Consider the following 21,941-nt stretch of genomic DNA (forward strand, 5'->3'; position numbering starts at 1 on the left):
GGAGACGGAAAAAGACTCTTGCGTTCGAGTGTGATCGACATCGGATCGATTGAATTCAAAAGCCGCCGAGTGGCTTGAGCGTAAGCCGCGCAGAGACCGGATCGATAGCTGTTCGAGGTTCGTTCATGGCAGTGGTCAAGCTCGAAAATGTCTGCAAGTACTTCGGCAGCACGCCAGCCGTGCAGGACTTCAATCTCGAATCGTGCGAGGGGGAGTTCGTGGTATTGGTCGGCCCGTCCGGCTGCGGCAAGTCCACCACGCTGCGCATGATCGCCGGTCTCGAGGATATGGACAGCGGGACGCTGAGTTTCGACGGTCGCCCAATGCAGGACGTCCCGGTTCAGGATCGCGAAATTGCCATGGTTTTCCAGAGCTATGCGCTCTATCCCCATCGCAATGTATTCGACAACCTCGCATTCGCCCTCAAATTGCGGCGTTTTCCGAAGACGGAAATCGAGCGGCGAGTCCGGGCCGCCGCGCAGACGCTGGACATCGAACCCTTGTTGGCGCGCAAACCACGGGAGCTGTCCGGCGGACAGCGCCAGCGCGTTGCGCTGGGCCGGGCCATCGTCCGCGAGCCCGAGGTTTTCCTCATGGACGAGCCGTTGTCCAATCTGGATGCCAAGCTGCGGGTGAGCATGCGCGCGGAGATCGCCAAGCTGCACCGACGCATCGGTGTGACCACCTTCTATGTAACCCACGACCAGGTCGAGGCGATGACCATGGGCGATCGCATCGTGGTCATGAACGGTGGTGTGATCCAGCAGGTCGCCACGCCCCTGGCGCTCTACGACGAACCGGTGAACAGCTATGTCGCCGGATTCATCGGTAACCCGCCCATGAACTTCCTGTCGGCCGAAGTCGGCGACGACGCGACGCGGATTCATGGGCCCGGATTCGATTTCCAGATCGAGCCTTCTTTGCAGCAACGGCTGGCGTCGCTCGACAGTCGCGAAGTGACGATCGGATTCCGGCCCGAACACCTAAAGCCGTCGCCAGTCGATGCGCAGTCCGTCATGGGCACGGTGCAGGGCACGATCGAACTGGTCGAGCAGATGGGCTCGACCACCGATATCCGATTCGTGGTCGACGGCTATCCGCTGATTGCGGAATTGCCGCGTGATCAAACGCTTAGGGTCAAGGAATCCATTGAGCTCAGTCTGCTGGAAGGGCGGCTGCATGTATTCGATAAAGAGTCCGGCAAGCGTCTCAATGCCAATGCCGCCGTATCACGAAACCAAGCCGACTCGATCCGCTCAATGCAGCCAAACGGCGAGCTGGCCTCGGTCGGAACCGACATGCGCTTCCGACCCGACTGATGCAACGGCTGCTCACGTCACATCTGCGTTCAGGCCAGGCCTGAGTAGACCCTCTAAGAGAAGGAGAAAGCGATGAAAAGCGTAAGAAAAGCGGGCATGTGGACCCGGCGTCGTTTTGTACAGGGCGGCCTTGCGGGCATGGGGGCGGTGGCGCTGGCGCCGTTGGTGCTCCCGAAATACGCGTTTGCCGACACGATGCCCGATCCGGACAAGATCCTGGACACCATCAAACCCGGCAATTACGTGCCGAAAAAATACCTTGATCAGTTCGGGCTGGCTCCCGATGCAGTGCTTTGGGACCCGAAAAAAGACTGGATCCGGACGGCCGACTGGGAATCGATTCGTTCGCAGTTTGCCGGTCAGAGTGTGCGTTTCGCCGTAGGCGCCGCGGACGCGGACTCGGTCCAGTCGACGTTGAAACCTTTCCAGCAATTGTCCGGCATCAACGTCGAGGTTATCTCGATTCCGGACGCGTCGTTCTATACCAAGGCGGTATCCGCTTTCGTTTCCGGTTCGGCCCGGTTCGATGCGCTGGAGTATTTCTCTCCCTGGCTGGGTGACTTCAGCGCGCCGGGGTTCCTGCATGCACTGGACGACTACGTCGACAAATACAAACTGCCGTACGAGGATTTCGCCGATACATACTGGCAGAACTACGCGCTGTATTCCGACAAGGGGGTGTTCGGCATTCCGTACGATTGCGACTTCAAGATGTTCATGGTGCGGAACAAGCAGTTCAAGCAATACGTCGGTCATTCGGCGTCGCCCAAGGATACGGTCAAGACCTGGGACGACGTGGTGCATTTTGCCAAGACCCTCAACAAACCCGGCGCCCACATGAATGGCATCGGCTACATGGGCGGCCGCGGGTTCTGGAGTACCTACACTTGGGAGCACATCGCGGCCCAGTATGGCCTCGATCTACTGGATTCCGACTGGAAGCCGCAGATTGTCAGCGATGCCGGAGTCAAGGCGGTCGAGATCCTTATCGAACTGAAGAAATATGCGCCGCAGGGCATAGAGAACTGGGGCTGGGCGGACGATCGCGCGGCCTGGCTCGGCGGCCAGTTGGCCATGAACATGGCGTGGCAGGATCAGGCCAACCAGGCCACGCGCCCCGACCAATCGCGGATTGCCGGCGACGAGCCTGTCGCCTTGTACGAGCCGCGCGGAACCGGTGCCGATGCGCGGTTTGCGCCGCCGAATCTGGCCGGGTCCACCGCCTCCATCGCGGCCAACGCCCGCAATCCGGAGGCCGCGTTCGTGATGCTTGCATTCTTTACCACGGCATCGCTGCAGGCCATGAACGGCGCTGCCGCGAACGGTGTGGCGCCCGGTTTCATGTCGGTGATCAATAACGAGAATTTCCAGAAGATCATGCCGCCGGCCAAGATCTGGGGCGAGTCGCTGCCCTACGCCTGGGCCGAGCCCCGTATCCCGGGCATGTATCAGCTTGAAACCGCGCTGGGTCTGGAGTTGAACAAAGCCATTGCCGGCGACGCCAAGCCGAAGGAGGCCTTGCAGACGGCGTCCAAACGTTGGGAGGAAATTCTGCGGCGCAAGGGATTCCATGGCGCCAAGCCGCCGGTCGATTACAGCGTGATACACGATCGGATGTGGTTGGGCCGCGGCAAGCAAGCGCCGGTCTAGGGATGTCTTCCGTACCGGCATCGACGGCTTCGGTCAAGTCGGCCCGCGCCGCTGCTCGGCGGCGCGGGCACGATCCACGCTGGCTGCCTTATGCGCTGGTCGCTCCGGCCGTGGCGTATCTGCTCGGCATTACGCTCTACCCGTTCATCTACGCGCTCTACAAGAGTTTCTATCAATCGTCTTTCACTATGCCGGGCATGGATACGTTCGTCGGCCTCGGCAACTATGCGTCCCTGTTCAGGGACGGCGATTTTCTCGCCAGTGTCGTCAATACGGTCATCATTTCGGGTTCGTCGGTGCTGGCCGAGTTCGTTCTCGCACTCGGGCTCGCGGCATTGGTTTACCGCGACCCATGGGTCAAGGGATGGCGGATGATATTCCTCGCCCCGATGCTGTTCATGCCGTCGGCCGTGTCGTTTATGTGGAAGCTTCTGTTCGTGCCCGGGGCCAGCGTGGTCAACGATCTGATGGGGCATACGGGGGTATTGCCCGATGCATTGAACTGGGTGGGCAACCCCGCTCTGGCACGGCTGTCGTTGGTCGTGGCGGACGTATGGGAATGGACGCCGTTTCTGTTTCTAATCTTCGTCGGCGCGCTCCAGGCACAAAACAGCGATCTGGAAGAGGCCGCGAAAGTGGACGGCGCGCGCAGCTGGCAGGTGTTCTGGCAGGTCAGTCTGCCGTTGCTTCGGCCGATCATCGCGATCGCGCTCGTGCTGCGCGGCATCGACGCCGTGACGATGTTCACCAAGGTCTATGTGATGACACAGGGGGCACCGGCCGGCAATACCGAAACTGTGAGTTATTTCATCTATCGGGTCGGCTTCAACCAGTTTGATGCCGGCACCGCCGCCGCCGCGTCGGTGTTGGTGCTGATTGTCACGATCGGCGTCGCGCAGTATGCCGTGAGTCGTTACTTCCGACCGGCAATGGAGTAGGCGATGGCTTCATCTCGTCGTATGGCACAGCATTCGAGCCGTATCGGCCGCTATCTGCTGCTGGCGTGCTGGGCGTTTTTCTGCTTGCTGCCGATTGTCTGGCTGGTGACGATCAGCCTGCGTGGGCGCACGGAAACCATGGTCAACCCGCCGATCTACTGGCCGCATTTCACACTCGATGCCTGGCGGGACACTTTCGACAACTGGCCGATGTGGGCGTATCTGCGCAACACATTCATTGCCGCTATCGGCAGTGTATTGATCGATCTCCTGCTGGCGATCCCGGCGGCTTACAGCCTCGCGCGCTTCCAGTATCGAGGCCGCGATCAGATCGGGTTCTATATCCTGAGTACGCGCATGATCGTCCCGGCAGCCGTGGCTCTGCCCATATACATTCTATTCAAGAATTTGCATCTGCTGGACAATCCCGCGGCGCTGATGCTGATCTACGCCGCGATCAATCTATCCATCGTGACCTGGGTCATTCGCAGCTACATGATCGAGGTGCCGCGCGAGATCGAAGAGGCGGCGCGCGTCGACGGAGCCCGTTCGATCGGCATTCTGATGCGGGTCACGCTGCCATTGTCGATCTCCGGTGTGGTCACCGCCTCCATTCTGGCGCTCATATTCGCCGTCAACGAATTCCTGTTCACGCTGCTGATTTCGTATACAGATCGCGCGCAGACGTTATCGGTGGGCCTGGCCATGTTCACCGGTGGGTCGAAAGGGATCATCTACAACGATATTGCCGTCGTTGCGCTGGTCACGTTTGTGCCGATGTTCATTCTGACGCTGCTCATCCAGCGCCACCTGTCCCGGGGGCTGACCATGGGCGCATTGAAAAATTAAGCGCCGTACCGACCGCCACCGTGCCGCCGTCCATGCCGGCAACGTCCCGTATTTCAGGTTTCTGTCCTTCACATGATCAACAAGAAAACGCGAGGCGATTGCTGAAAAGAAGTTGACAGGGGAAAATACGGCGAAGATACTTATGATAATTCATATATCAAAAGATAAAACGAATTGGCTGAAAGAATCATCGCGGTCGCCGATCGAGACCGAACGATCACGGCGCCATAGTGCGAGCGGCATCATCGGTTCCGACCGGTATATGACCGGTGGGTCTACTGGAGCACCTCAATGAGTGACAGCCATAGTCTTCTGGCTGACCTGGAGCGTCGGGAGCGTGAAGGCAAGCCCGTCACCATCGGCTTGGTCGGCACCGGCGAAATGGGTACGGATATCGTTACCCAGGTGAGTCTGATGCCCGGCGTTCGTATCGGCGCGATCGTCGAATTGGAGCTGGCCGCGGCACGCAAGGCGATCGCGGTCGCGGGATTGGCCGACGGCGTCGGGCGCGAAGCCGACGATACGGCCACGGTGCCGAAAATCATTGCCGCCGGTGGCATTGCGCTGACTTCGAATCATCTCGACGTATGCGATTGCGAAGCGATCGATGTGCTCATCGATGCCACGGGATCGCCGTCATTCGGGGCGCGCCTTGCCATCGACGCGTTCGATCACGGTAAGCATCTGGTTCTCATGAACGTGGAAACCGACGTCACCATCGGCCCGCTGTTGCGGCGCCGAGCCGATGAAGCCGGGGTGGTCTATACACTCGGCGCCGGCGATGAACCCAGTGCCACGATGGAGCTGGTGCGCTTCGTACAGACCCTGGGCTATCCGATCGTCGCGGCGGGCAAGGGGAAGAACAACAAGTTCGATCGATACGCTGTACCTCGGGATTACGAAGAAGAGGCGGCGCGCCGCAACATGAATCCGCGCATGCTCGTCGAATTCGTCGACGGCTCCAAGACCATGATCGAGATGGCCGCGCTGGCCAATGCCACCGGACTCGTGCCAGACGTGCCCGGCATGCACGGTGTCGATGCCGGGCTGGCCGAGTTGCCCGGCCTGCTGTGCCCGCGCGAGGACGGCGGTCTGCTGTCGCGCCGGGGCGTGGTGGATTTCTCGGTCGGCCGCGGCGTGGCGCCCGGCGTGTTCGTGATCGTCGAAACACGCCATCCCCGGATTCGTGAGCGCCTGGAGGATCTGCATGTGGGCAAGGGCTGGTATCACCTGTTCCATCGGCCCTATCACCTCACCAGCCTCGAAGTGCCGCTGTCGGCGGCCGAAGCCGTGCTCTACCGCAAAGCGGCCATGCAACCGCTGCCCCGGCGCTACGCCGAAGCCACCGCGGTGGCCAAGCGCGATCTGCAGCCGGGCGAGACGCTGGATGCGATTGGTGGCTACGCCTACTTCGGTACGATTCTGTCGGCCGCGGATGCCCGGGAGCACCGCGCGATTCCGCTGGGCCTATGTGAAGGCGCCCGGGTGACGCAGTCGATCAAGGCCGACGAATATCTGACCTATGCCAACTGCACGCCCGACGCCGATCAGCCGATCGTGCGTCTCCGGCACGAGCAGGACGAACTGCTCGAACCCATCGCGAACTGACGGCAGGATTTTTGACCATGGCGACCCGGAATAAAACGTCTGCATCGACGGCCGCATCCACGCTGTCGGATTTGTCCGCCGAGCGTCAGCTCGCGCTGCTGGAGCAGATGCAGCTGATTCGTGCCTTCGACGAGAAAGTGGACAAGCTGTATGCCAAGGGGGCCATGCACGGGACGGCGCATTTCTGTGTCGGGCAGGAAGCCTGTGCCGTGGGCACGCTATGTCATCGCCACGATGGCGACGTGATCACCGGCACGCACCGAGGGCACGGTCATGCCATCGCATTCGGTCTGGATCCGTATCGGATGGCGGCGGAGCTGTTGGGCAAGGCCACCGGCTACTGCGGCGGCAAGGGCGGCAGCATGCATATCGCCGACGTCCAGGCCGGCATGCTCGGGGCCAATGGCATCGTGGGCGGCAGCATGGGCATCGCCTGCGGGGCGGCGTTCGCCTTCAAACAGCGGGCCCAGGATCATGTTGCGGTCTGTTTTTTCGGCGACGGCGCGGTCCAGGAAGGCATTTTCAACGAAACACTGAATCTGGCTTCGGTGTGGCAACTGCCGGTGCTGTTCGTGTGCGAGAACAATCACTACGCCATGTCGCTTTCGGCTGAAAAGGCCACCGCCGGCGGCAGTATCGCGAACCGTGCGGCCAGCTACGGCATGCCGGCCGAAGCCGTGGACGGCATGGACCTGGAAGCGGTGTACACGGCGGGCGCGCGCTTGATGAACGGCTGTCGCGGCGCCGGGCCGGCCCTGATCGAGACCATCACCTATCGCTATCTCGGCCATTCCAAAAGCGATGCCAATCGCTATCGCACGCGCGAGGAAATCGCCGAGTGGCGCGCCAACGATCCTATCGAACGCTATATCCGAACGCTGACCGAGCGCGGTCTGCTGGACGACGAGCGCAGCCAGGCCCTGGTGGAGGCCGCCGCGGACCAGGTCGAGCAGGCGTTCGGCCGCGCCGAGCGCGATCCCGAGCCCGAGTTGTCGAGCGCGCTGGAGGATGTCTATGCCTGATGATGTCACGTTCCGCGAAGCGATGACGACGGTGCTGCGGGAAACGCTCGCCGCCGACGATGAAGCGTTTCTGCTCGGTGAGGATGTCGGCGTCTACGGCGGGGCCTTCGGTGTGAGCCGCGGGCTGGTCGAGGAGTTCGGCCCCGAGCGCGTGCTCGACACGCCATTGTCCGAAGCCGGCTTTACCGGTCTGGCCATAGGCGCGGCGGTCATGGGCATGCGGCCGATCGTCGAGATCCAGTTCTCGGATTTCATCACCCACTGCATGGACCAGTTGGTGAATCAGGCCGCGAAACTGCGCTACATGTTCGGCGGGGCGGCGTCGGTACCGCTGGTATTGCGTACGCCGGGCGGGGCGGGCACCGGCGCGGCGGCCCAGCACAGCCAATCGCTGGAAGCCTGGTTCGTGCACGTGCCCGGTCTGAGGGTGGTGATGCCGTCCACCCCGGCGGATGCGCAGGGGCTGTTCCGCGCCGCCATGGCCGATCCCAATCCGGTACTGTTCTATGAACACAAACTGCTCTACAACACCAAGGGCAGCCTGCCGGATCAGCCGGAAACCTATGAAATCGGTCGGGCACGCTGTACCCGCGAAGGCGGCGACGTAACCCTGGTCGCCGCGGGCCTGATGCACAACTACGCCCTCGAGGCGGCCGAAACGCTCGCCGGGCAGAACATCGACGCCGAGGTGATCAATCTGCTGAGCCTGGCGCCTATGGACAGTGATCGAGTCTGCGAATCGGTGCGCAAGACCGGCCGTCTGGTGGTGGTCGAGGAAGATGTCCGCACCGGCGGTTGGGGCGGCGAACTGGTCACGCGAGTCACCGAGGGCCCGGCGTTCTACGCCCTGGACCGGGCGCCCGCGCGCGTGGCCTGCGCGGATACGCCTATCCCCTACAACAAGCGTCTCGAAGCCTCGATCCGGCCATCGCCGGAGCGCATCGTCGAGGCCGTGACCCAGGTTCTGGCCAACGACCCGGGACGGTACGTCTGATGGCCGTGCTGGTCGAAGTGCCGCATATCGGCATGGATCTGGCCGAGGTTACCGTGGTCGAATGGCTGGTGGCCGAGGGCGACCATGTCGCTAAGGGCGATCCGATCCTGACGATCGAAACCGACAAGACCAACCACGATCTGGAGGCCGAGGTCGCCGGCATCATCCGCCACTTGCGCGGCAAAGCGGGCGATGTGATTGCCGTGGGCGAGCCGCTGGCCTGGATCGTGTCGGAAGACGAGCCGGCACCGGCGTTGCCGGATGTGGCGGCCGATAAGGCCGAGCTGCCCGTATCGGTCGAGGCGCCGGTGTCTGTAGATGCAGACTCGCGCGTCGAGCCGATGGGCGATTCGGACGCCGCCGACCGCGAGCCGGCGCCCGAGTCCGCACCGAAGAATGGCGGCGCAGCACGTGGTCTGGCCTCGCCGGCTGCACGACGCGAGGCGGCCGCTCAGGGCCTGGATATCCGCGATGTGGCGGGCAGTGGCCCGAACGGCGTGGTGTACCAGGCGGATGTTCGCGCCCTCGCGGGCCGGCCCGCCGATACGTCGGTTCGCGAGCGCGCATCGGAGGCCTCCGCCGCGGGCGAAATCGTGGCGCTAAGCCGCGTCCAGCAGCTGACCGGCGACCGCACCCAGCGCAGCTTCCGCGATATCCCGCATTTCTATCTCGAGCGGGAGCTGGAGATCGATGCGCTGCTCGACTTGCGCACCGAGCTGGCGGCGAGAATCGAGCACAAGCCGAGCCTCGGTTGCCTGCTCTGTTTTGCCATCGCGCGCACGCTGGCCGACCACCCCCGGCTCAACGGCCGACTGATCGGCGCCGATCGGCTCGAACTCCAGCATCAGGTTCACCTGGGCGTGGCGGTTGCCGGCAAGGATGGGTTGCTCGTTCCTGTGATTCGCGATGCTGGCCGGATAGCGTTCAAGACATTCGCTGAACGCTATCGCGGGCTAACCCGGCGGGCCGTGGCTCGTGAGTTGGCTGGCGACGAGATGACCGGCGGCACGTTCACCGTATCCAATCTCGGCATGTTCGGCATCGACCGTTTCAACGCCATTATCAACGCGCCGCAGTCCGCGATCATCGCCTTGGGCCGGCGTCGTACCGTGCCGGAGTGGGCGAATGGCGAATGGAAGCCTAAGATGGTGGTTTCGGCCACGTTGTCGGTCGATCATCGGGTCGCGGACGGTGTCGACGGCGCGCGTTTTCTGGCCGATCTGGCCGAGCGCAGTCGGCATTGGTCGTTGCTGTTGTAAGTGCGGCGGTAGCCCTCGCTGTCATCGGCAACGGCCCCTAACGCTCGGGCGACGGTTGGCGCGGGTTATGTCTCCAGCGCCGAGGCGGCGTTGCCATGCGGCTTCTGCAGCGGCCAGTTGCTCATGATCTTGAGCGTGTGCTCGTACGATCGGACGCCGGCCTGAGAGCCCAGGCCGGTGGCGTTGAGGGCCGACGTCGCCTGCGCAAAACGGACCGTGTCCTGGGGGTCGAGACCGTGGCAGAGGCCGGTAGCAAAACCGGCGTTGAATACATCGCCGCAACCACAGGTGCACACCACCTCGACTCCGAATGGCGGCTGATGGAAGCTCGTGCCGTCGGCATGGTGATAATAGGCGCCTTCCGCGCCCATCGTCAGCGTCACGCAGCCGACGCCGCGATCCAGGAAAAACGCAGCGATCTCTTTGTGCTGTTGCTTGCCCGACAGGGCGGCCGCTTCCTCGATCGATGGCAGAAAATAATCCGTGTAGGGCATCAGCCCCTCGATCAGATCCAGATCCTCGGGCCGGCTCGCAAATACGTCCAGCAGGGTGATGCAGCCGCGACGTTTGGCTTCCTTGAGCAGGGCGACATTCGGCGCACCGTCCATGCGATCCATGAGGCCGACCCCGCCGAGCAGCAGCACCCGGCAATCCAGGACCTGGTCGCGCATGGCCGCGGTGACTTCGAAATGGGCGGTGGCCCCTTTCATGTGCAGCGCCGGGCGCTCGCCGTTGGGACGCGTAGTGACGATCGAAGAGGAGGTGCAGACGTCGGGGCAGCGCTGCATGGTGGCGGTATCGACGCCGAAATGCGCCAGTCGCTGAAGTACCCAGTCGCCCATCAGATCGTTGCCGACCCCACCCACGGCCAGCGTCTTCAAGCCGTAGCGGCTGGCTGCGATGACCGCGCTTCCGGCCGCGCCCGATACGGCCAGGGTGATCTCGTCGATAAAGTAGGTGCCGCCGCCGGGCGGCAACGCCGATACCGGCCGACCCAGGCAATCGAAGGTGATAAACCCCATCGAGGTCAGGTCATATCGCATGATGGCGTTACTCCTCAGTCGGCACCTCGGGCCTGGGCGCGTCACTTGCGCCCGCGTGAAACGATGCCTGGGTTATTCTTTTGTTATTTTGTTTATCAATAGTAAATGAAGTTTCTTAGGGCGTGTCAATATGGCGATAATTCCGGCGCGAGTACATGCAGTGAAAACCATGTGGCATCGGTCGGGTGCGCAACGCGGCCGATGGGTGCCGGCGAAGACTGTGATTCGATGCCTTTCACGCCTGGCACAGCAGCTCGGCGGTCGCCTCATCGGTGACCAATACGTTCGCATATTGTGCCCGCAACACCGCGCTGATGATTTCGGTCTTGGCTTTGCCTCCCGACGCCAGCACCACACGTTCGATATCGCGCAGATCGGCGGGGTGGGCGGCCACCACGCGCGAATTCAGGTCACAATCGACGACGTTGCCATCGGCATCGAGATAGTGCCCGAGCAGATCACCCACCGCGCGATGGGCCTTCAGATCGGCCAGATCGTCTTCGCTGACCAATTCCAGGCGATGCAGCGTGGCTTGCATATCCATCTGACCGACGCTGCAGAGCGCAATATCGGCGGACCGCACGCGTGAGAACACTTCCTGCAGCACGAGCTGATTCACGAACAGATCGCGCGTCTTGGCGTCATCGGTATAAACCGGCGCCGCCATGTAATAACAATGGGCGGACAGCATATCCGCCAGGCGTGTCGCGGTTTCGTAGGCGCTGATTTCGGCGTAGCGCGTGAGTCCGCCCAGCATCGAGGCAATCGATGAATTACGAAGGTTTTGACGCTCAACGCCCTTGAGGCTGTGCCATAACGTCTCGCCCCAGCCAATCGCGATCTGCAGGTCGTGATTGAGCTGATCGCTCAGATAGAAACCCGCTTGCAGACCGATCGTGCGGGCGAGATTTTCGGGGTGGGCAGGCGCGGGCGTGACCACCGCGTCCAGGAGGCCGAATTTGGAGATCAGCTGCCCGGCAAGCCGTGTGCAGTTGCTGATATCCGAGTCCAGCCGGATCTGGATCAGGCCCTCGGCCCGGCAGGTTGCCAGAATCTGGTTGACCAGCGGCCGGCTCAACCCGACCCGCTTGGCCACTTCGTTCTGGGTCAACCCTTCGATGTAGTAGAACCAAGCGACGCGGATGCGTTGATCTTCACGGCTCATGGCGCCAGACCGGCGTCGACCGATCGAAGTGCGGGCGCGGCCTTTGTTGTCTTTCAAAGCGTGTGTCCTCGTCTCGCGGCTTGCAGGCAAACGGCCTCTACGCCCAGATCGAAAGCCAGGCGGTTGCCTCGCTTACTGTCCTTGGCCGATCGCCTGCTTCATCTGGCCGATGACGCGGGCGTAATCGTCCTGACCGAAGATGGCCGAGCCGGCGACGAAGGTATCGGCGCCGGCCTCGGCGATGTTGGCGATGTTATCCACCTTCACGCCGCCATCGACCTCGATGCGGATCTCGCGATCGGTGCCGGCGACCACCGTGTCGATGATATCGCGCGCCTCGGCGATCTTGCCCAGCGACTCATGAATGAACGATTGGCCGCCGAAACCGGGGTTCACTGACATGATCTGGATGATGTCGATCTTGTCGAGTACGTATTTCAGCCATTCCAGTGAGGTGGCCGGGTTGAACACCAGCCCGGTCTTGCAGCCGAGATCGCGCGCGAGTGCGAGGCTGCGATCGACGTGGCGCGTGGCCTCGGGGTGGAAAGTGATCGAGGCGGCCCCGGCGTCGGCGAAACCCCGGATCAGGTCGTCCACCGGCTCGCACATCAGGTGCACGTCGATCGGCACATCCGGATGCGAGCGCGCCAGGCGCTTGGCCAGCGCCGCACACACCGGCGGGCCGAAGGTCAGATTTGGCACGTAATGGTTGTCCATCACGTCGAAGTGGATCCAGTCGGCGCCGGCGGCGATGACGGCTTCGCATTCGTCACCGAGTGCGGCCATGTCGGCGGACAGGATCGACGGCGCGATCAGGGGGGTGAAAGGGGATCGACTCATGACAATAGGCCCGCTTGATAACCGTGGATTGCACCTGCTGGCTTCGGTACGCTCTGTTATGGCGGCTCCCGCGTCAAGACCGCGGCGCCTTCCTATCCCCTGCGCTCCGTATGATGCCGCCCATGGCGCGCGTGCCGGGCGCATGCCGAACAAGGAATCCGAATGGCCTATCTCATCGCGTTGCATTCGCTGGCCGCCACCATCTGGGTGGGCGGGTTGTTCTTTCTGGTTGGTGTGCTGCGGCCGGCGGCCTCGTCGGTGCCGCTGGGCGAGCGGTTGCCATTGTTGTCGATCGCGCTCGGCCGTTTCTTTCTGTGGGTCTGGATCGCGATCTTCACGCTGTTGGTCACCGGCTATGCGATGACGGGGCTGCTCGGCGGCATCGCCGTGGTGCCGGCCTATATTAACGTAATGCAGGCGCTGGCCTGGATCATGATCGCGCTGTATGCGCATATGTTCTTCGCGCCCTGGAAACGGGTGCGGGCGGCGCTGGCGGCCGGCGCGCTGGCCGATGCCGGCCGGGCCATGAATCAGTTGCGCCTGTTCGCCACCGCCAGTCTGTGGCTCGGGCTGCTGATCATCGCGATCGCCACCGGCGGCAGCTACGGGTTGCTGTAGCGGGCGCCTCGGGCGCGCGACGCGGCTGTTAAACTACGCGTCCGTGCAGCCCAGCCATCGATCGTCATGCCCGAAACGCTTTTTGAATCCGAACTGCACAGCCTGCCGCTGCTCATGCGCGGCAAGGTGCGCGATGTCTACGCAGTCGGTGTCGATTATCTGTTGATCGTGGCCACCGACCGGTTGTCGGCCTTCGATGTGGTGTTGCCCGATCCGATTCCGGGCAAGGGCGCGGTGCTCACCGAGCTGACCCATTTCTGGTTCGATCGCTTCGCCGGCACGGTGGCCGACCAGCGTGTCGACATGCCGCTCGAGCGGATTCTCGACGACGCCGAAATCGCGCAGGTCGCAGGCCGGGCGATGCTCGTGCGGCGGCTCGACGCGCTGCCGATCGAAGCGGTCGTCCGCGGTTACGTGATCGGCTCGGGCTGGAAGGATTACCAGGCCACCGGCGCGATCTCCGGCATCGCGCTGCCCGAGGGCCTGGCTCAGGCCGAGAAACTGGCCGAGCCCATATTCACCCCGGCGACCAAGGCCGCGGCCGGCGATCACGACGAAACCATCTCCTTCGAGCGTACCGCCGAGATCATTGGCCCCGAGCGCGCGGCCGAGGTGCGCGATGTCGCGACCGGCCTCTATCGCTCGGCGGCCGACTACGCGGCCGAGCGCGGCATCATCATTGCCGACACCAAGTTCGAATTCGGCGTCGATCAGAATGATCAGCTCGTGCTCATCGACGAAGTGCTCACCCCCGATTCCTCGCGCTTCTGGCCGGCCGACCAATACGCCACCGGCATGAGCCCGCCCAGTTTCGACAAACAGTACGTGCGCGACTATCTGGAAACGCTGGACTGGGACAAGACGGCGCCGGGGCCGCGTCTGCCGGCCGACGTGATCGCCAATACGGCGGCCAAGTACGCCGAAGCGCGCGACCGCCTGATCGGCCGCTGAACCTGGGTATGCGGCGGCACCGGATGCATCGCCATGATGAACTCGGCGTGGCGCGCGCGGCCTGAGTTGGCCGGGTCAGTGTTGGCCCGGCGGCGGGCAGGTTTTGCCGCAGTGGGCCAGCGTATGCGCGAGCCACTGGCGAATATCGCGATCCAGCTGTGTATCGGCTTTCGCCAACGCAGCTACGCCGCCGACGGCGTTCGCATTCGACGCCGGTGCGGTGGTCTGGAAGCGCTTCTGCGCGATCACTGCGCCGTTGTCGGCACGCAGCAGCGTGGCGGTAGCGCTGATCCGGCCCTGGCTGGCCGTGCGCGACGAGAAGTGCTGCGAGAAATCCGTCAGTTCGAGTTGCAGCGCGAGATCGGCCTGGCCGGAAGCGTTGGCGAGCACGGCCGGGAACAGCCCGGACGCCGATAGCGCATCCCTCAGATTGTCACCCACCAGCCGGGCCGGTGTGTCGGCCCACGCGGAGCGGGTATAGGCGGCAAGCTTGGCGTTGTTGGCGTAGTCCAGCCGGTACAGCATGCGTTTGGAATTCAGCCAGTCCGGTGCGCTGACCGGGCGCAGGTCCAGCGTATACCCGGTCGATGGCGTGCTGGCGCTTGTCGGTTCCGACGAGCCGGCGTCCAGGGTATAGCGCGTCGGATAGTGGTCGCCGCCACTGAGTACGCTGCAGCCGGTCAGGCCGAACATGGCGCTGGCAGCCATCACGACGAGCGCGAGCATGGCCAGGCGTTGGAAAAAACGGGGGCATGGCGTCATGTCGAAGTTCCTCATTGGCCGCCGGCGGCATGGAAACCGGGTTCGCCCGGCCCGGGGCGACGTGCCGGTGGGCCGGTGAGTACGCTCTGGGGCTTGGACGACAGTTCGGCGCCGAGCTTCTGGATCTGGCGCGCCGTGTCCTGCATCTGGCGTGTGAGCGCATCGATGTGCGGCAGCACCTGATTGTTCAGGTTACGCATCACGTCCTGGCTCGACTGGCCGACGTTCCGGGCCGATTTCGCCGCCTTGCCCGCTTTCTGGATCGCCGGGATCGCCTTGTGGGTCAGTTGGTCGACGCTGTCGACCGTATGCCGCAGTTGCTGGGTCAGTTTCGGCAACTGGGCCAGCGTCGGCTGGAGACTCTTTTCGGCCTCGGTGAGCTGGCGTGTCGCCTGATTGAGCTGGGCCAGGGTCTGGCTGATGTGTTTGGCGTTCTTGCCGCCGGTCAGATTCTGGACCTGGTCGAGGATTTGGGTGACCTTCTTCAGATCGGCCTGACCCCGGCTCTTGAGCCGGCCCAGCAGCCCCTTGTGCAACGGCATATGGGGCGGATTGCCGGACAACGCCGGCGCCGAGGGGTTGGGTGTGTGCAACGTCAGCGTGGACATCCCGGTGAGGCCCTGGGTGGCGAGTTGACCGTAGCTGGACTGCGTCAGCGGCACCGAGTCGCGCACCTTGAACACGATGCGGACCTTGTTGGCGTCGTGTGGATCGAAACCCACGCTTTCGATGTGCCCGACCTTGAGCCCTTTGAACTTGACCGGCGATTGGGCGCTGACGCCGCCCGCCGACTGGGTGGTCTCGATCACGATCGTGCGGTGTGCATTGCCACCGGTGGACAGCCATAAGAAGAAGCCCACCGCGCCGCCCCCGAAAACCAGGATGAAAATGACGGCGGCGACGATATGCGAACGGTATTCCATATCAGCTCTCGGCTGCCCCGACGGCATTGTCGTCGGCAAAAAAACGTTCGATGAACGGATGCGAAACGCGACGCACCTCGTCCAGCGTGCCCACGGTCAGGATACGGCCCTCGTCCAGAATCGCCACCCGGTCGGCTACGGAGGCCAGCGTCGACCGATCGTGGGTGACGATCAGCCCGGACAGGCCCATATCCTTGTGCAGATGTTTGTACAGCTGATGGAAATCGGTCGACGAGGCCGGGTCCAGGCCGGCGGTGGGCTCATCGAGGAACAACAGCTCGGGGTCGAGTGCGAGCGCCCGGGCCAGGGCCACACGTTTGATCATGCCGCCGGAGAGGGCGTCGGGCATCTGGTTGCCGACGTCGGGATCGAGGCCCACGGCCGCCAGCTTGAGGCTGACCAGGTCGGTGATCATCGACTCGGGCATGTGCAGTCCGTCGCGGCGCAGCTCCCGCATCGGGAACGCGATGTTGGCGAACACCGGCAACGAGCTGAACAGCGCCCCCTGCTGGAACAGCACGCCCCAGTGGCGGGAAAGCTGGCGCATGCGTGACTGATTCAGGTGCCAGAGGGGGACGCCCAGCACGTCGACCCGGCCTTCGTCGGGCTCGTTGAGGCCGATCAGATGTCGCAGCGTCAGCGACTTGCCGCTGCCGCTGCCCCCGATCACGGCCAGCGTCTCGCCCTGCTCCACGCGGAGATCCAGCCCGCGCAGAATCCAGCGCTTACCGATCTTCGCCCCCAGGCCGTTCACCTCGACCGCGGGCTGTGACTGTGCCTGCCGATCGGCCGTCATATCAGGCCCAGCTTGGCAAGAATGGCGCCGCTCAGGGCGTCGATGATCAAAATCAGCGCCAGGCCGACCACCACCGAGCGGGTGGTCTGGGAGCTCAGACTATCCGTATTGGCGCTAGCGGTGAGCCCGAAATAGCTGCCGACGAGGGCGATGATCAGCCCGAACAGCGCGCCTTTGCCAAGCCCGAGCCAGAAGTTGTACATCTGTACCGACTCCGGCAGACGGGCGATGAACAGTGCAAACGGCACGCCCAGATCGAACTGCGCCGTGGTGGCGCCGCCCATGATCTCGGCGCCGTCGGTCCAGACGACGAGCAGCGGCATGGTGATCATCATGGCGATCACGCGCGAGGTGACCAGGCGCAGCCGCGGGGAGCTGCCGAACGTCTTGAGCGCGTCGAGTTCTTCGGTCAGATGCATGCCGGCGATACCGGCGGTGATCGACGAACCGGCACGGCCGGCCTGGATGATGGCGGCAATGACCGGACCGAGCTCGCGCAGCACGGCCAGGCCCATCAGCCCGATGATGCGCTCGTTGGCGCCGAAGCTCGACAGCGTGACGCCGATCTGCAGGCTCATCACCACGCCGATCACATAGCCGGTCACCCCCAGCAGCACGACGGACGACACCCCGGAACGGTAGATCGCCGCGCTAATCTCGCGCGCCGGGATCAGGCGCCAGCGCACGGAAATGGTGGCGATATCGGCCATTACGCCGAACAGCAGGGCAATCATGCCGCCCACATGCCGGCCGATGGCGATCAGATCGCCGCCGAGACGATCGAGCAGATCGAGCAGCGACAGACGACTTTCGCGCGGCGGCATCTCGGGCTCGTCGGCCAGCCGCTCGAAGCGCTGCCGGTGCGGCTCGCGGCATGTGAGTTCGGCCGGTTCGCGCTTGCCCCAGGCCTGCCAGAGCAGCCAGGCGCCGGCGCTGTCCAGCGCGCTGATCTCGCTCAGATCCCAGGCCATGTCCTGGGGCGAATCCAGGGCATTGAGCGTCTCGACCAGCCGCTGCCGGTGGTCGCTGGCGGTGAACAGCCGCCAGGACCCGGTCAAGCGCGCGCAGCGGCGATCCTCGTCGTCCTCGATGTGCAGGTCGGGCGTTGATTGGCCATTGGGCCGCGCGCTACCGCTCATCGCGCGGGGCAGCCCGTACGCGGATCCGGCGCAACGGCGAACACAATGGGGACCAGAGGCATGATGAGGACAGTGGCGGCTCGAAACACGCCGACAAAACTAGCGCAGAACGGGCACGGCTCGCATCCGTATTACGCCGGGGCTCGCTTCATCGCACGCCGCACTTGCCGATCAGGAACCGCTGGACGATGCCGGCTGGTTGCCCAGCGCCGAATCCAGAATATTGATCACGGCGTTGTAGTTGGTGCTTTGATTATGCAACGCCTCGAACACGGCATAGCCGTACGGTTTGATGTGATGCGGCCCGCCGCGCTGATGCGGATTGGCGCCGTGGTTGAGCATGAAATGAACCATCTTGGGATCGTTGCGTTTGATGGCGAACAGCAACGGCGTGAGATGCTTCGAATCGGCGCGCGGATCGACCGCATTCACCTTGCCGCCATGCTTGAGATAGGCCTTGGCGCAACCATAGGCATCGGCCAGCGCGCCCTCGTGCTGAAAGATCTGGACCAGGCCGCCTGCCTGTTTGATCGCCTGGATGTCGGCCTTGTCGTGGTCGCTGGCGCAGTAGCGCTCGGCGGGCGATTCGGCCGGCTTTTGCGTCGCGGCCGCGGCTTTTTCATTCGGTGTCGGCTTGTTCGCTGCGCCGTTGCCTGACGCGTTTCCGGCCGGCGAGGACGTCGATGACGCCGGGGCCTGGCCGGGCGAGGGCTGGTTTGGCGCCGGGGCATGTCGCAACGCGCCCGTGCCGTAAATCGCCGCACCGATGATCGCGATGACGACGATCGCCGCGATACCGCCTTTTTTCACCAGGATCTCCTTGTTACTGGGAATCGTGCGACTGACCGAACAGTGCGTCGAGCTTGTCCTCGAAAGCGTGGTAGCCGAGATGTTCGTAGAGCTCGTCACGGGTCTGCATGGTGTGCAGCGCCGGCTTCTGGGTGCCGTGTTCGCGAATCGTGCGATATACATCGAGGGCGGCATTGGCCATCGCGCGCGAGGCCGAGAGCGGGTACAGGACCATCGCCACGCCCTGAGTCGCCAGTTGATCGGTGGTGTAGAGTTCGGTGGCGCCGAATTCGGTGATGTTGGCCAGTACCGGCACGCCCAGCGCGGTAAAGCGCGCATACATCGCCAGATCCGTCATCGCCTCGGCGAAGATATAGTCGGCGCCGGCCTCCACGCAGGCCGCGGCGCGTTCGACCGCGGCATCCAGGCCTTCCACGGCGAGCGCATCGGTACGCGCCATGATCTTCATCTCGTCGCGGGCGTCCACCGCGGCCTTGACGCGATCGACCATTTCGTCCTGCGAGACGATTTCCTTACCCGGCCGGTGGCCGCAGCGCTTGGCGGCGACCTGGTCCTCGATATGCACGGCCGCCGCACCGGCACCTTCCATGAGCTTGATCGAGCGCGCGATGTTGAACGCGCTGCCCCAGCCGGTATCGACGTCGACCAGCAGCGGCGTGTCGGTCGCATAGGTGATCCGGCGCACATCCTCGAGCACGTCGTTCATCGTGGTCATGCCCAGATCCGGCAGGCCGTACGACCAGTTGGCCACGCCGCCCCCGGATAGATAGACCGCGTTGAAGCCGGAATGCGCGGCGAGCATGGCCGCGTAGGCATTGATCGCGCCCACGATCTGCAGCGGCTGTTCCTTTTCGAGTGCGGCGGCAAAGCGTTGCGGTGCGGTCATGGCGACGATGTCAGTGGGGGATGTCGCCGGTCAGCTTAACGCAGGGGTCGTGCGTTGTGGCCGGCTGAGGGGCATTTCGTTGTCATTTACAGATGGGGGCGCGGTGCGAGACGGCGGCGCGCACGCGCCCGTTGTGGTGTATGGATTTGATCTGCGAGGCTTGTTAGAGGCTGGTTTCGCGCTGATGTGCGACGCATCAATTTGCGTCCGAGTAGCGGCCTTGCGATTCGCGGTTGTAAGTCTGGATCTCGGGGCTGAGTTTGGATATTGGGGTTGGTTGATTCCCGGTTTCGCACTGATGTGCGAGTCACTTTCGTTTGCTTGTCCAAACGAAAGTAACCAAAGAAAACGACACCCGCATCGGCGCCGGCTTTGCCGGTCCACTCCGATGCTCGCGGCGACGGTATGCGGCAAAAACTCGGGCCGCTTTGGCGGCCCTCAAACAGCTTGCCGCACCGGCGCAATGCGCCGGACACCCGTCGCCGCTGCGCGTCTCCGTCGCCTCAGACGGGCAGGAATACAGGCAATCCCCGCTCGGCTTGGCGGGCCCGGGCCGTATTGGGTCCCCGCCCGGCCGTCGTTGTAGGTCGGCTTGGGCCGCAGGCCGTAAGCCGACACGGCCACGCGCGCCCGTCCGATTATGCTCCGCTAATTCAGTCAGCGCGTGCCCAGAGCGTGGCTTCTGGCCGACACCTTAGGTCAACCACCGCACCGCAAACCGAATGAACCAGCGGGTGAAGGCGTTGTAGGGCGGCCGGAACAGAAACGCCAGCGAGAAGCGGTCGCGCAGCACGCTGCGTTCGTGCGAAAAAGCCCGGTAGCCGTAGTGGCCGTGGCTGTTGCCGATGCCGGAGTTGTTCACGCCGCCGAAGGGCAGTTGGCCGTGCAGGAAATGCATCATCGCCTGGTTCACGCAGGAGCCGCCGGCACTGGTGCGCGACAGCACTGTTTCGATGACGTAGTTGTCGGTGGCGTAGATATACAGCGCCAATGGCTTCGGCCGCGCGTTGATGGCCGCGATGGGCTGTTCGATATCGGTGTAGGTGAGAATCGGCAGCAGCGGGCCGAAGATCTCTTCCTGCATGATGCGGGCATTTTCGTCCACCTGTGTGAGCAGGGTGGGGGCCAGGAAACGATCGTCGTTGGCCGGCACCGTGCCCACCGGCAGCTCGGCGCCGCGTTCGATGGCGTCGTCGAGCAGGCCGCGCACGCGCTCGTAGTGTTTGTCGTTGACGATGCGGCAATAGTCGCCGTTGTCGGCCAGCTTTTCACGCGCGCCGTAGAGCGAATCCAGTGCGTCGCGGCAGGCGGCGATGAAATCGTTGCGGATGGCCTCGTGCACGTAAACATAGTCCGGCGCGATGCAGGTTTGGCCATTGTTGGCGAACTTGCCCCAGACCAGCGTCGTGGCGGCGGTCTTGAGCTTGGCCGAGCGGTCGACGATGACCGGCGACTTGCCGCCCAGCTCGAGCGTGACCGAGGTCAGATGCTTGGCCGCCGCGCCCATCACGATGCGGCCGACCGCTGGCGAGCCGGTGAAAAAGATATGGTCGAACGGCAGTTCCAGCAGCCGCTGCGACGTCTCGACCGCGCCCTGCACGACCGCGACTTCATCTTCGTCGAACAGTTCGGCCAGGAACTCGGCCAGAAAAGCCGCGCAGTGCGGTGTCATTTCGGAGGGCTTGAGGATGACCGTATTGCCGGCGGCGATCGCCGAGACCAGCGGGCCGAGCGACAGATTGATCGGGTAGTTCCAGGGCGAGATGATCAGGCATACGCCGCGCGGCTCGGTGCGCACTTCGGCCCGGGTGCCGAACATGAGCAGGGTGGGGCGCTTGCGCTTCGGCCGCATCCAGGACTTGAGCTTTTGCATCGCGTGATGCGCTTCGGCCACCACCGGCAGGATCTCGGTGACTTCCACCTCGGCGGCCGGCTTGGCGAAATCCGCATGGCAGGCAGCGTGGATCGCCTCGCGCCTTGCGAACATCAACGCGCGCAGGCGCGCGAGCTTAGCGATACGCTCGGCCGCGTTGGATGTCCGCAGCACCAGCGCCTTGGCTTGTTGTGCTTCGAACAGCCGATGGATACGTCCGGCATCGGTATCGGCCATGCTGTCGTCTACGGTATCGGCAGTCGGGTTTGGCTGCGCCGCGCTGTTCATAGGCTCCTCCCGGCGCGATGGCGCCGCTTTCATGTTTTTGTACCCGTCTGCTCGACAACTGTCGAACATGGCCGCGCTCGTCGATGGGGTCGGCCGCGGGGTGCGGCGAGTTGACCCGGTGACCTCGGCGTCATAAATTACATCGTATAATGTAAATAATACAGCGATGAGTGGCGTTCGGTTCGCCGGCATGGCTGTCGAGCCGGCG

At 63.6% G+C, this 21,941-nt stretch carries 20 protein-coding genes; 10 read left to right on the plus strand and 10 right to left on the minus strand.

Annotated elements, in window-relative coordinates; genetic code table 11:
- Positions 1-125: 125 nt before the first annotated feature.
- The 8 genes from SALB1_RS09475 to SALB1_RS09510 all read left to right on the plus strand — a co-directional run bounded on the left by SALB1_RS09475 (position 126) and on the right by SALB1_RS09510 (position 9,639).
- Entirely contained in the window at positions 126-1,319 is a 1,194-nt protein-coding gene (locus SALB1_RS09475; RefSeq protein WP_109993642.1) for an ABC transporter ATP-binding protein, read from the plus strand.
- Positions 1,320-1,391: 72 nt separating this feature from the next.
- The gene (locus tag SALB1_RS09480) at positions 1,392-2,969 is read left to right on the plus strand and encodes an ABC transporter substrate-binding protein (protein ID WP_109993643.1); all 1,578 of its coding nucleotides are present in this window, start codon (positions 1,392-1,394) and stop codon (positions 2,967-2,969) included.
- A gap of 2 nt (positions 2,970-2,971) precedes the next feature.
- Entirely contained in the window at positions 2,972-3,907 is a 936-nt protein-coding gene (locus tag SALB1_RS09485; RefSeq protein ID WP_109993644.1) for a carbohydrate ABC transporter permease, read from the plus strand.
- A gap of 3 nt (positions 3,908-3,910) precedes the next feature.
- Positions 3,911-4,756 carry a carbohydrate ABC transporter permease gene (locus tag SALB1_RS09490; protein WP_109993645.1) on the plus strand — a complete coding sequence of 282 codons (846 nt, stop codon included), beginning with the start codon at positions 3,911-3,913 and terminating at the stop codon, positions 4,754-4,756.
- 291 nt (positions 4,757-5,047) lie between these two features.
- Positions 5,048-6,364: an NAD(P)H-dependent oxidoreductase gene (locus SALB1_RS09495; RefSeq protein ID WP_109993646.1), complete on the plus strand. Its 1,317-nt coding sequence runs from the start codon at positions 5,048-5,050 to the stop codon at positions 6,362-6,364.
- Positions 6,365-6,381: 17 nt separating this feature from the next.
- On the plus strand, positions 6,382-7,386 hold the full coding sequence (locus tag SALB1_RS09500; protein WP_109993647.1) for a thiamine pyrophosphate-dependent dehydrogenase E1 component subunit alpha: 1,005 nt from the start codon (positions 6,382-6,384) through the stop codon (positions 7,384-7,386).
- Entirely contained in the window at positions 7,379-8,380 is a 1,002-nt protein-coding gene (locus SALB1_RS09505; protein WP_109993648.1) for an alpha-ketoacid dehydrogenase subunit beta, read from the plus strand. Before SALB1_RS09500 ends, SALB1_RS09505 begins: the two co-directional genes overlap by 8 nt.
- Positions 8,380-9,639 carry a dihydrolipoamide acetyltransferase family protein gene (locus SALB1_RS09510; RefSeq protein ID WP_109993649.1) on the plus strand — a complete coding sequence of 420 codons (1,260 nt, stop codon included), beginning with the start codon at positions 8,380-8,382 and terminating at the stop codon, positions 9,637-9,639. The genes SALB1_RS09505 and SALB1_RS09510 overlap by 1 nt, the downstream gene beginning before the upstream one ends.
- A gap of 65 nt (positions 9,640-9,704) precedes the next feature.
- On the opposite strand, the gene SALB1_RS09515 is transcribed toward SALB1_RS09510, so the two are convergent.
- From SALB1_RS09515 to rpe, 3 genes are all read right to left on the minus strand, one after another.
- Complete coding sequence (locus SALB1_RS09515) at positions 9,705-10,682, minus strand: carbohydrate kinase family protein (protein ID WP_109993650.1); 978 nt, start codon at positions 10,680-10,682, stop codon at positions 9,705-9,707.
- Between the two features lie 235 nt (positions 10,683-10,917).
- Positions 10,918-11,847: a sugar-binding transcriptional regulator gene (locus SALB1_RS09520; protein WP_109993651.1), complete on the minus strand. Its 930-nt coding sequence runs from the start codon at positions 11,845-11,847 to the stop codon at positions 10,918-10,920.
- A 132-nt stretch (positions 11,848-11,979) separates the two neighbouring features.
- Complete coding sequence (gene rpe, locus SALB1_RS09525; RefSeq protein ID WP_109993652.1) at positions 11,980-12,687, minus strand: ribulose-phosphate 3-epimerase; 708 nt, start codon at positions 12,685-12,687, stop codon at positions 11,980-11,982.
- 162 nt (positions 12,688-12,849) lie between these two features.
- Here rpe and SALB1_RS09530 point away from each other — a divergent pair, with 162 nt between their 5' ends.
- Both SALB1_RS09530 and SALB1_RS09535 read left to right on the plus strand, forming a co-directional pair.
- The gene (locus SALB1_RS09530) at positions 12,850-13,305 is read left to right on the plus strand and encodes a CopD family protein (protein ID WP_158590696.1); all 456 of its coding nucleotides are present in this window, start codon (positions 12,850-12,852) and stop codon (positions 13,303-13,305) included.
- 66 nt (positions 13,306-13,371) lie between these two features.
- Positions 13,372-14,256, plus strand: coding sequence for a phosphoribosylaminoimidazolesuccinocarboxamide synthase (locus SALB1_RS09535; protein WP_109993654.1), 885 nt, complete (start codon positions 13,372-13,374; stop codon positions 14,254-14,256).
- 75 nt (positions 14,257-14,331) lie between these two features.
- Here SALB1_RS09535 and SALB1_RS09540 read toward each other — a convergent pair whose 3' ends face one another.
- The 7 genes from SALB1_RS09540 to SALB1_RS09575 form a co-directional block, all read right to left on the minus strand.
- A complete protein-coding gene (locus tag SALB1_RS09540) occupies positions 14,332-15,018 on the minus strand; it encodes an ABC-type transport auxiliary lipoprotein family protein (RefSeq protein WP_158590697.1) in 687 nt (228 codons plus the stop codon).
- Between the two features lie 11 nt (positions 15,019-15,029).
- Positions 15,030-15,941, minus strand: coding sequence for an MlaD family protein (locus SALB1_RS09545; RefSeq protein WP_158590698.1), 912 nt, complete (start codon positions 15,939-15,941; stop codon positions 15,030-15,032).
- A 1-nt stretch (position 15,942) separates the two neighbouring features.
- Positions 15,943-16,737 (minus strand): ABC transporter ATP-binding protein, encoded by a 795-nt coding sequence (locus tag SALB1_RS09550; RefSeq protein WP_109993657.1) that lies wholly within the window; start codon positions 16,735-16,737, stop codon positions 15,943-15,945.
- Complete coding sequence (locus SALB1_RS09555; RefSeq protein ID WP_109993658.1) at positions 16,734-17,876, minus strand: ABC transporter permease; 1,143 nt, start codon at positions 17,874-17,876, stop codon at positions 16,734-16,736. Before SALB1_RS09555 ends, SALB1_RS09550 begins: the two co-directional genes overlap by 4 nt.
- A gap of 171 nt (positions 17,877-18,047) precedes the next feature.
- Positions 18,048-18,686: an ankyrin repeat domain-containing protein gene (locus tag SALB1_RS09560; protein WP_109993659.1), complete on the minus strand. Its 639-nt coding sequence runs from the start codon at positions 18,684-18,686 to the stop codon at positions 18,048-18,050.
- A gap of 13 nt (positions 18,687-18,699) precedes the next feature.
- Entirely contained in the window at positions 18,700-19,572 is an 873-nt protein-coding gene (gene prpB, locus SALB1_RS09565) for a methylisocitrate lyase (protein ID WP_109993660.1), read from the minus strand.
- 694 nt (positions 19,573-20,266) lie between these two features.
- On the minus strand, positions 20,267-21,925 hold the full coding sequence (locus tag SALB1_RS09575) for an aldehyde dehydrogenase family protein (RefSeq protein WP_255414368.1): 1,659 nt from the start codon (positions 21,923-21,925) through the stop codon (positions 20,267-20,269).
- Between the last annotated feature and the right edge of the window lie 16 nt (positions 21,926-21,941).

Source organism: Salinisphaera sp. LB1 (assembly GCF_003177035.1).
GTDB lineage: Bacteria > Pseudomonadota > Gammaproteobacteria > Nevskiales > Salinisphaeraceae > Salinisphaera.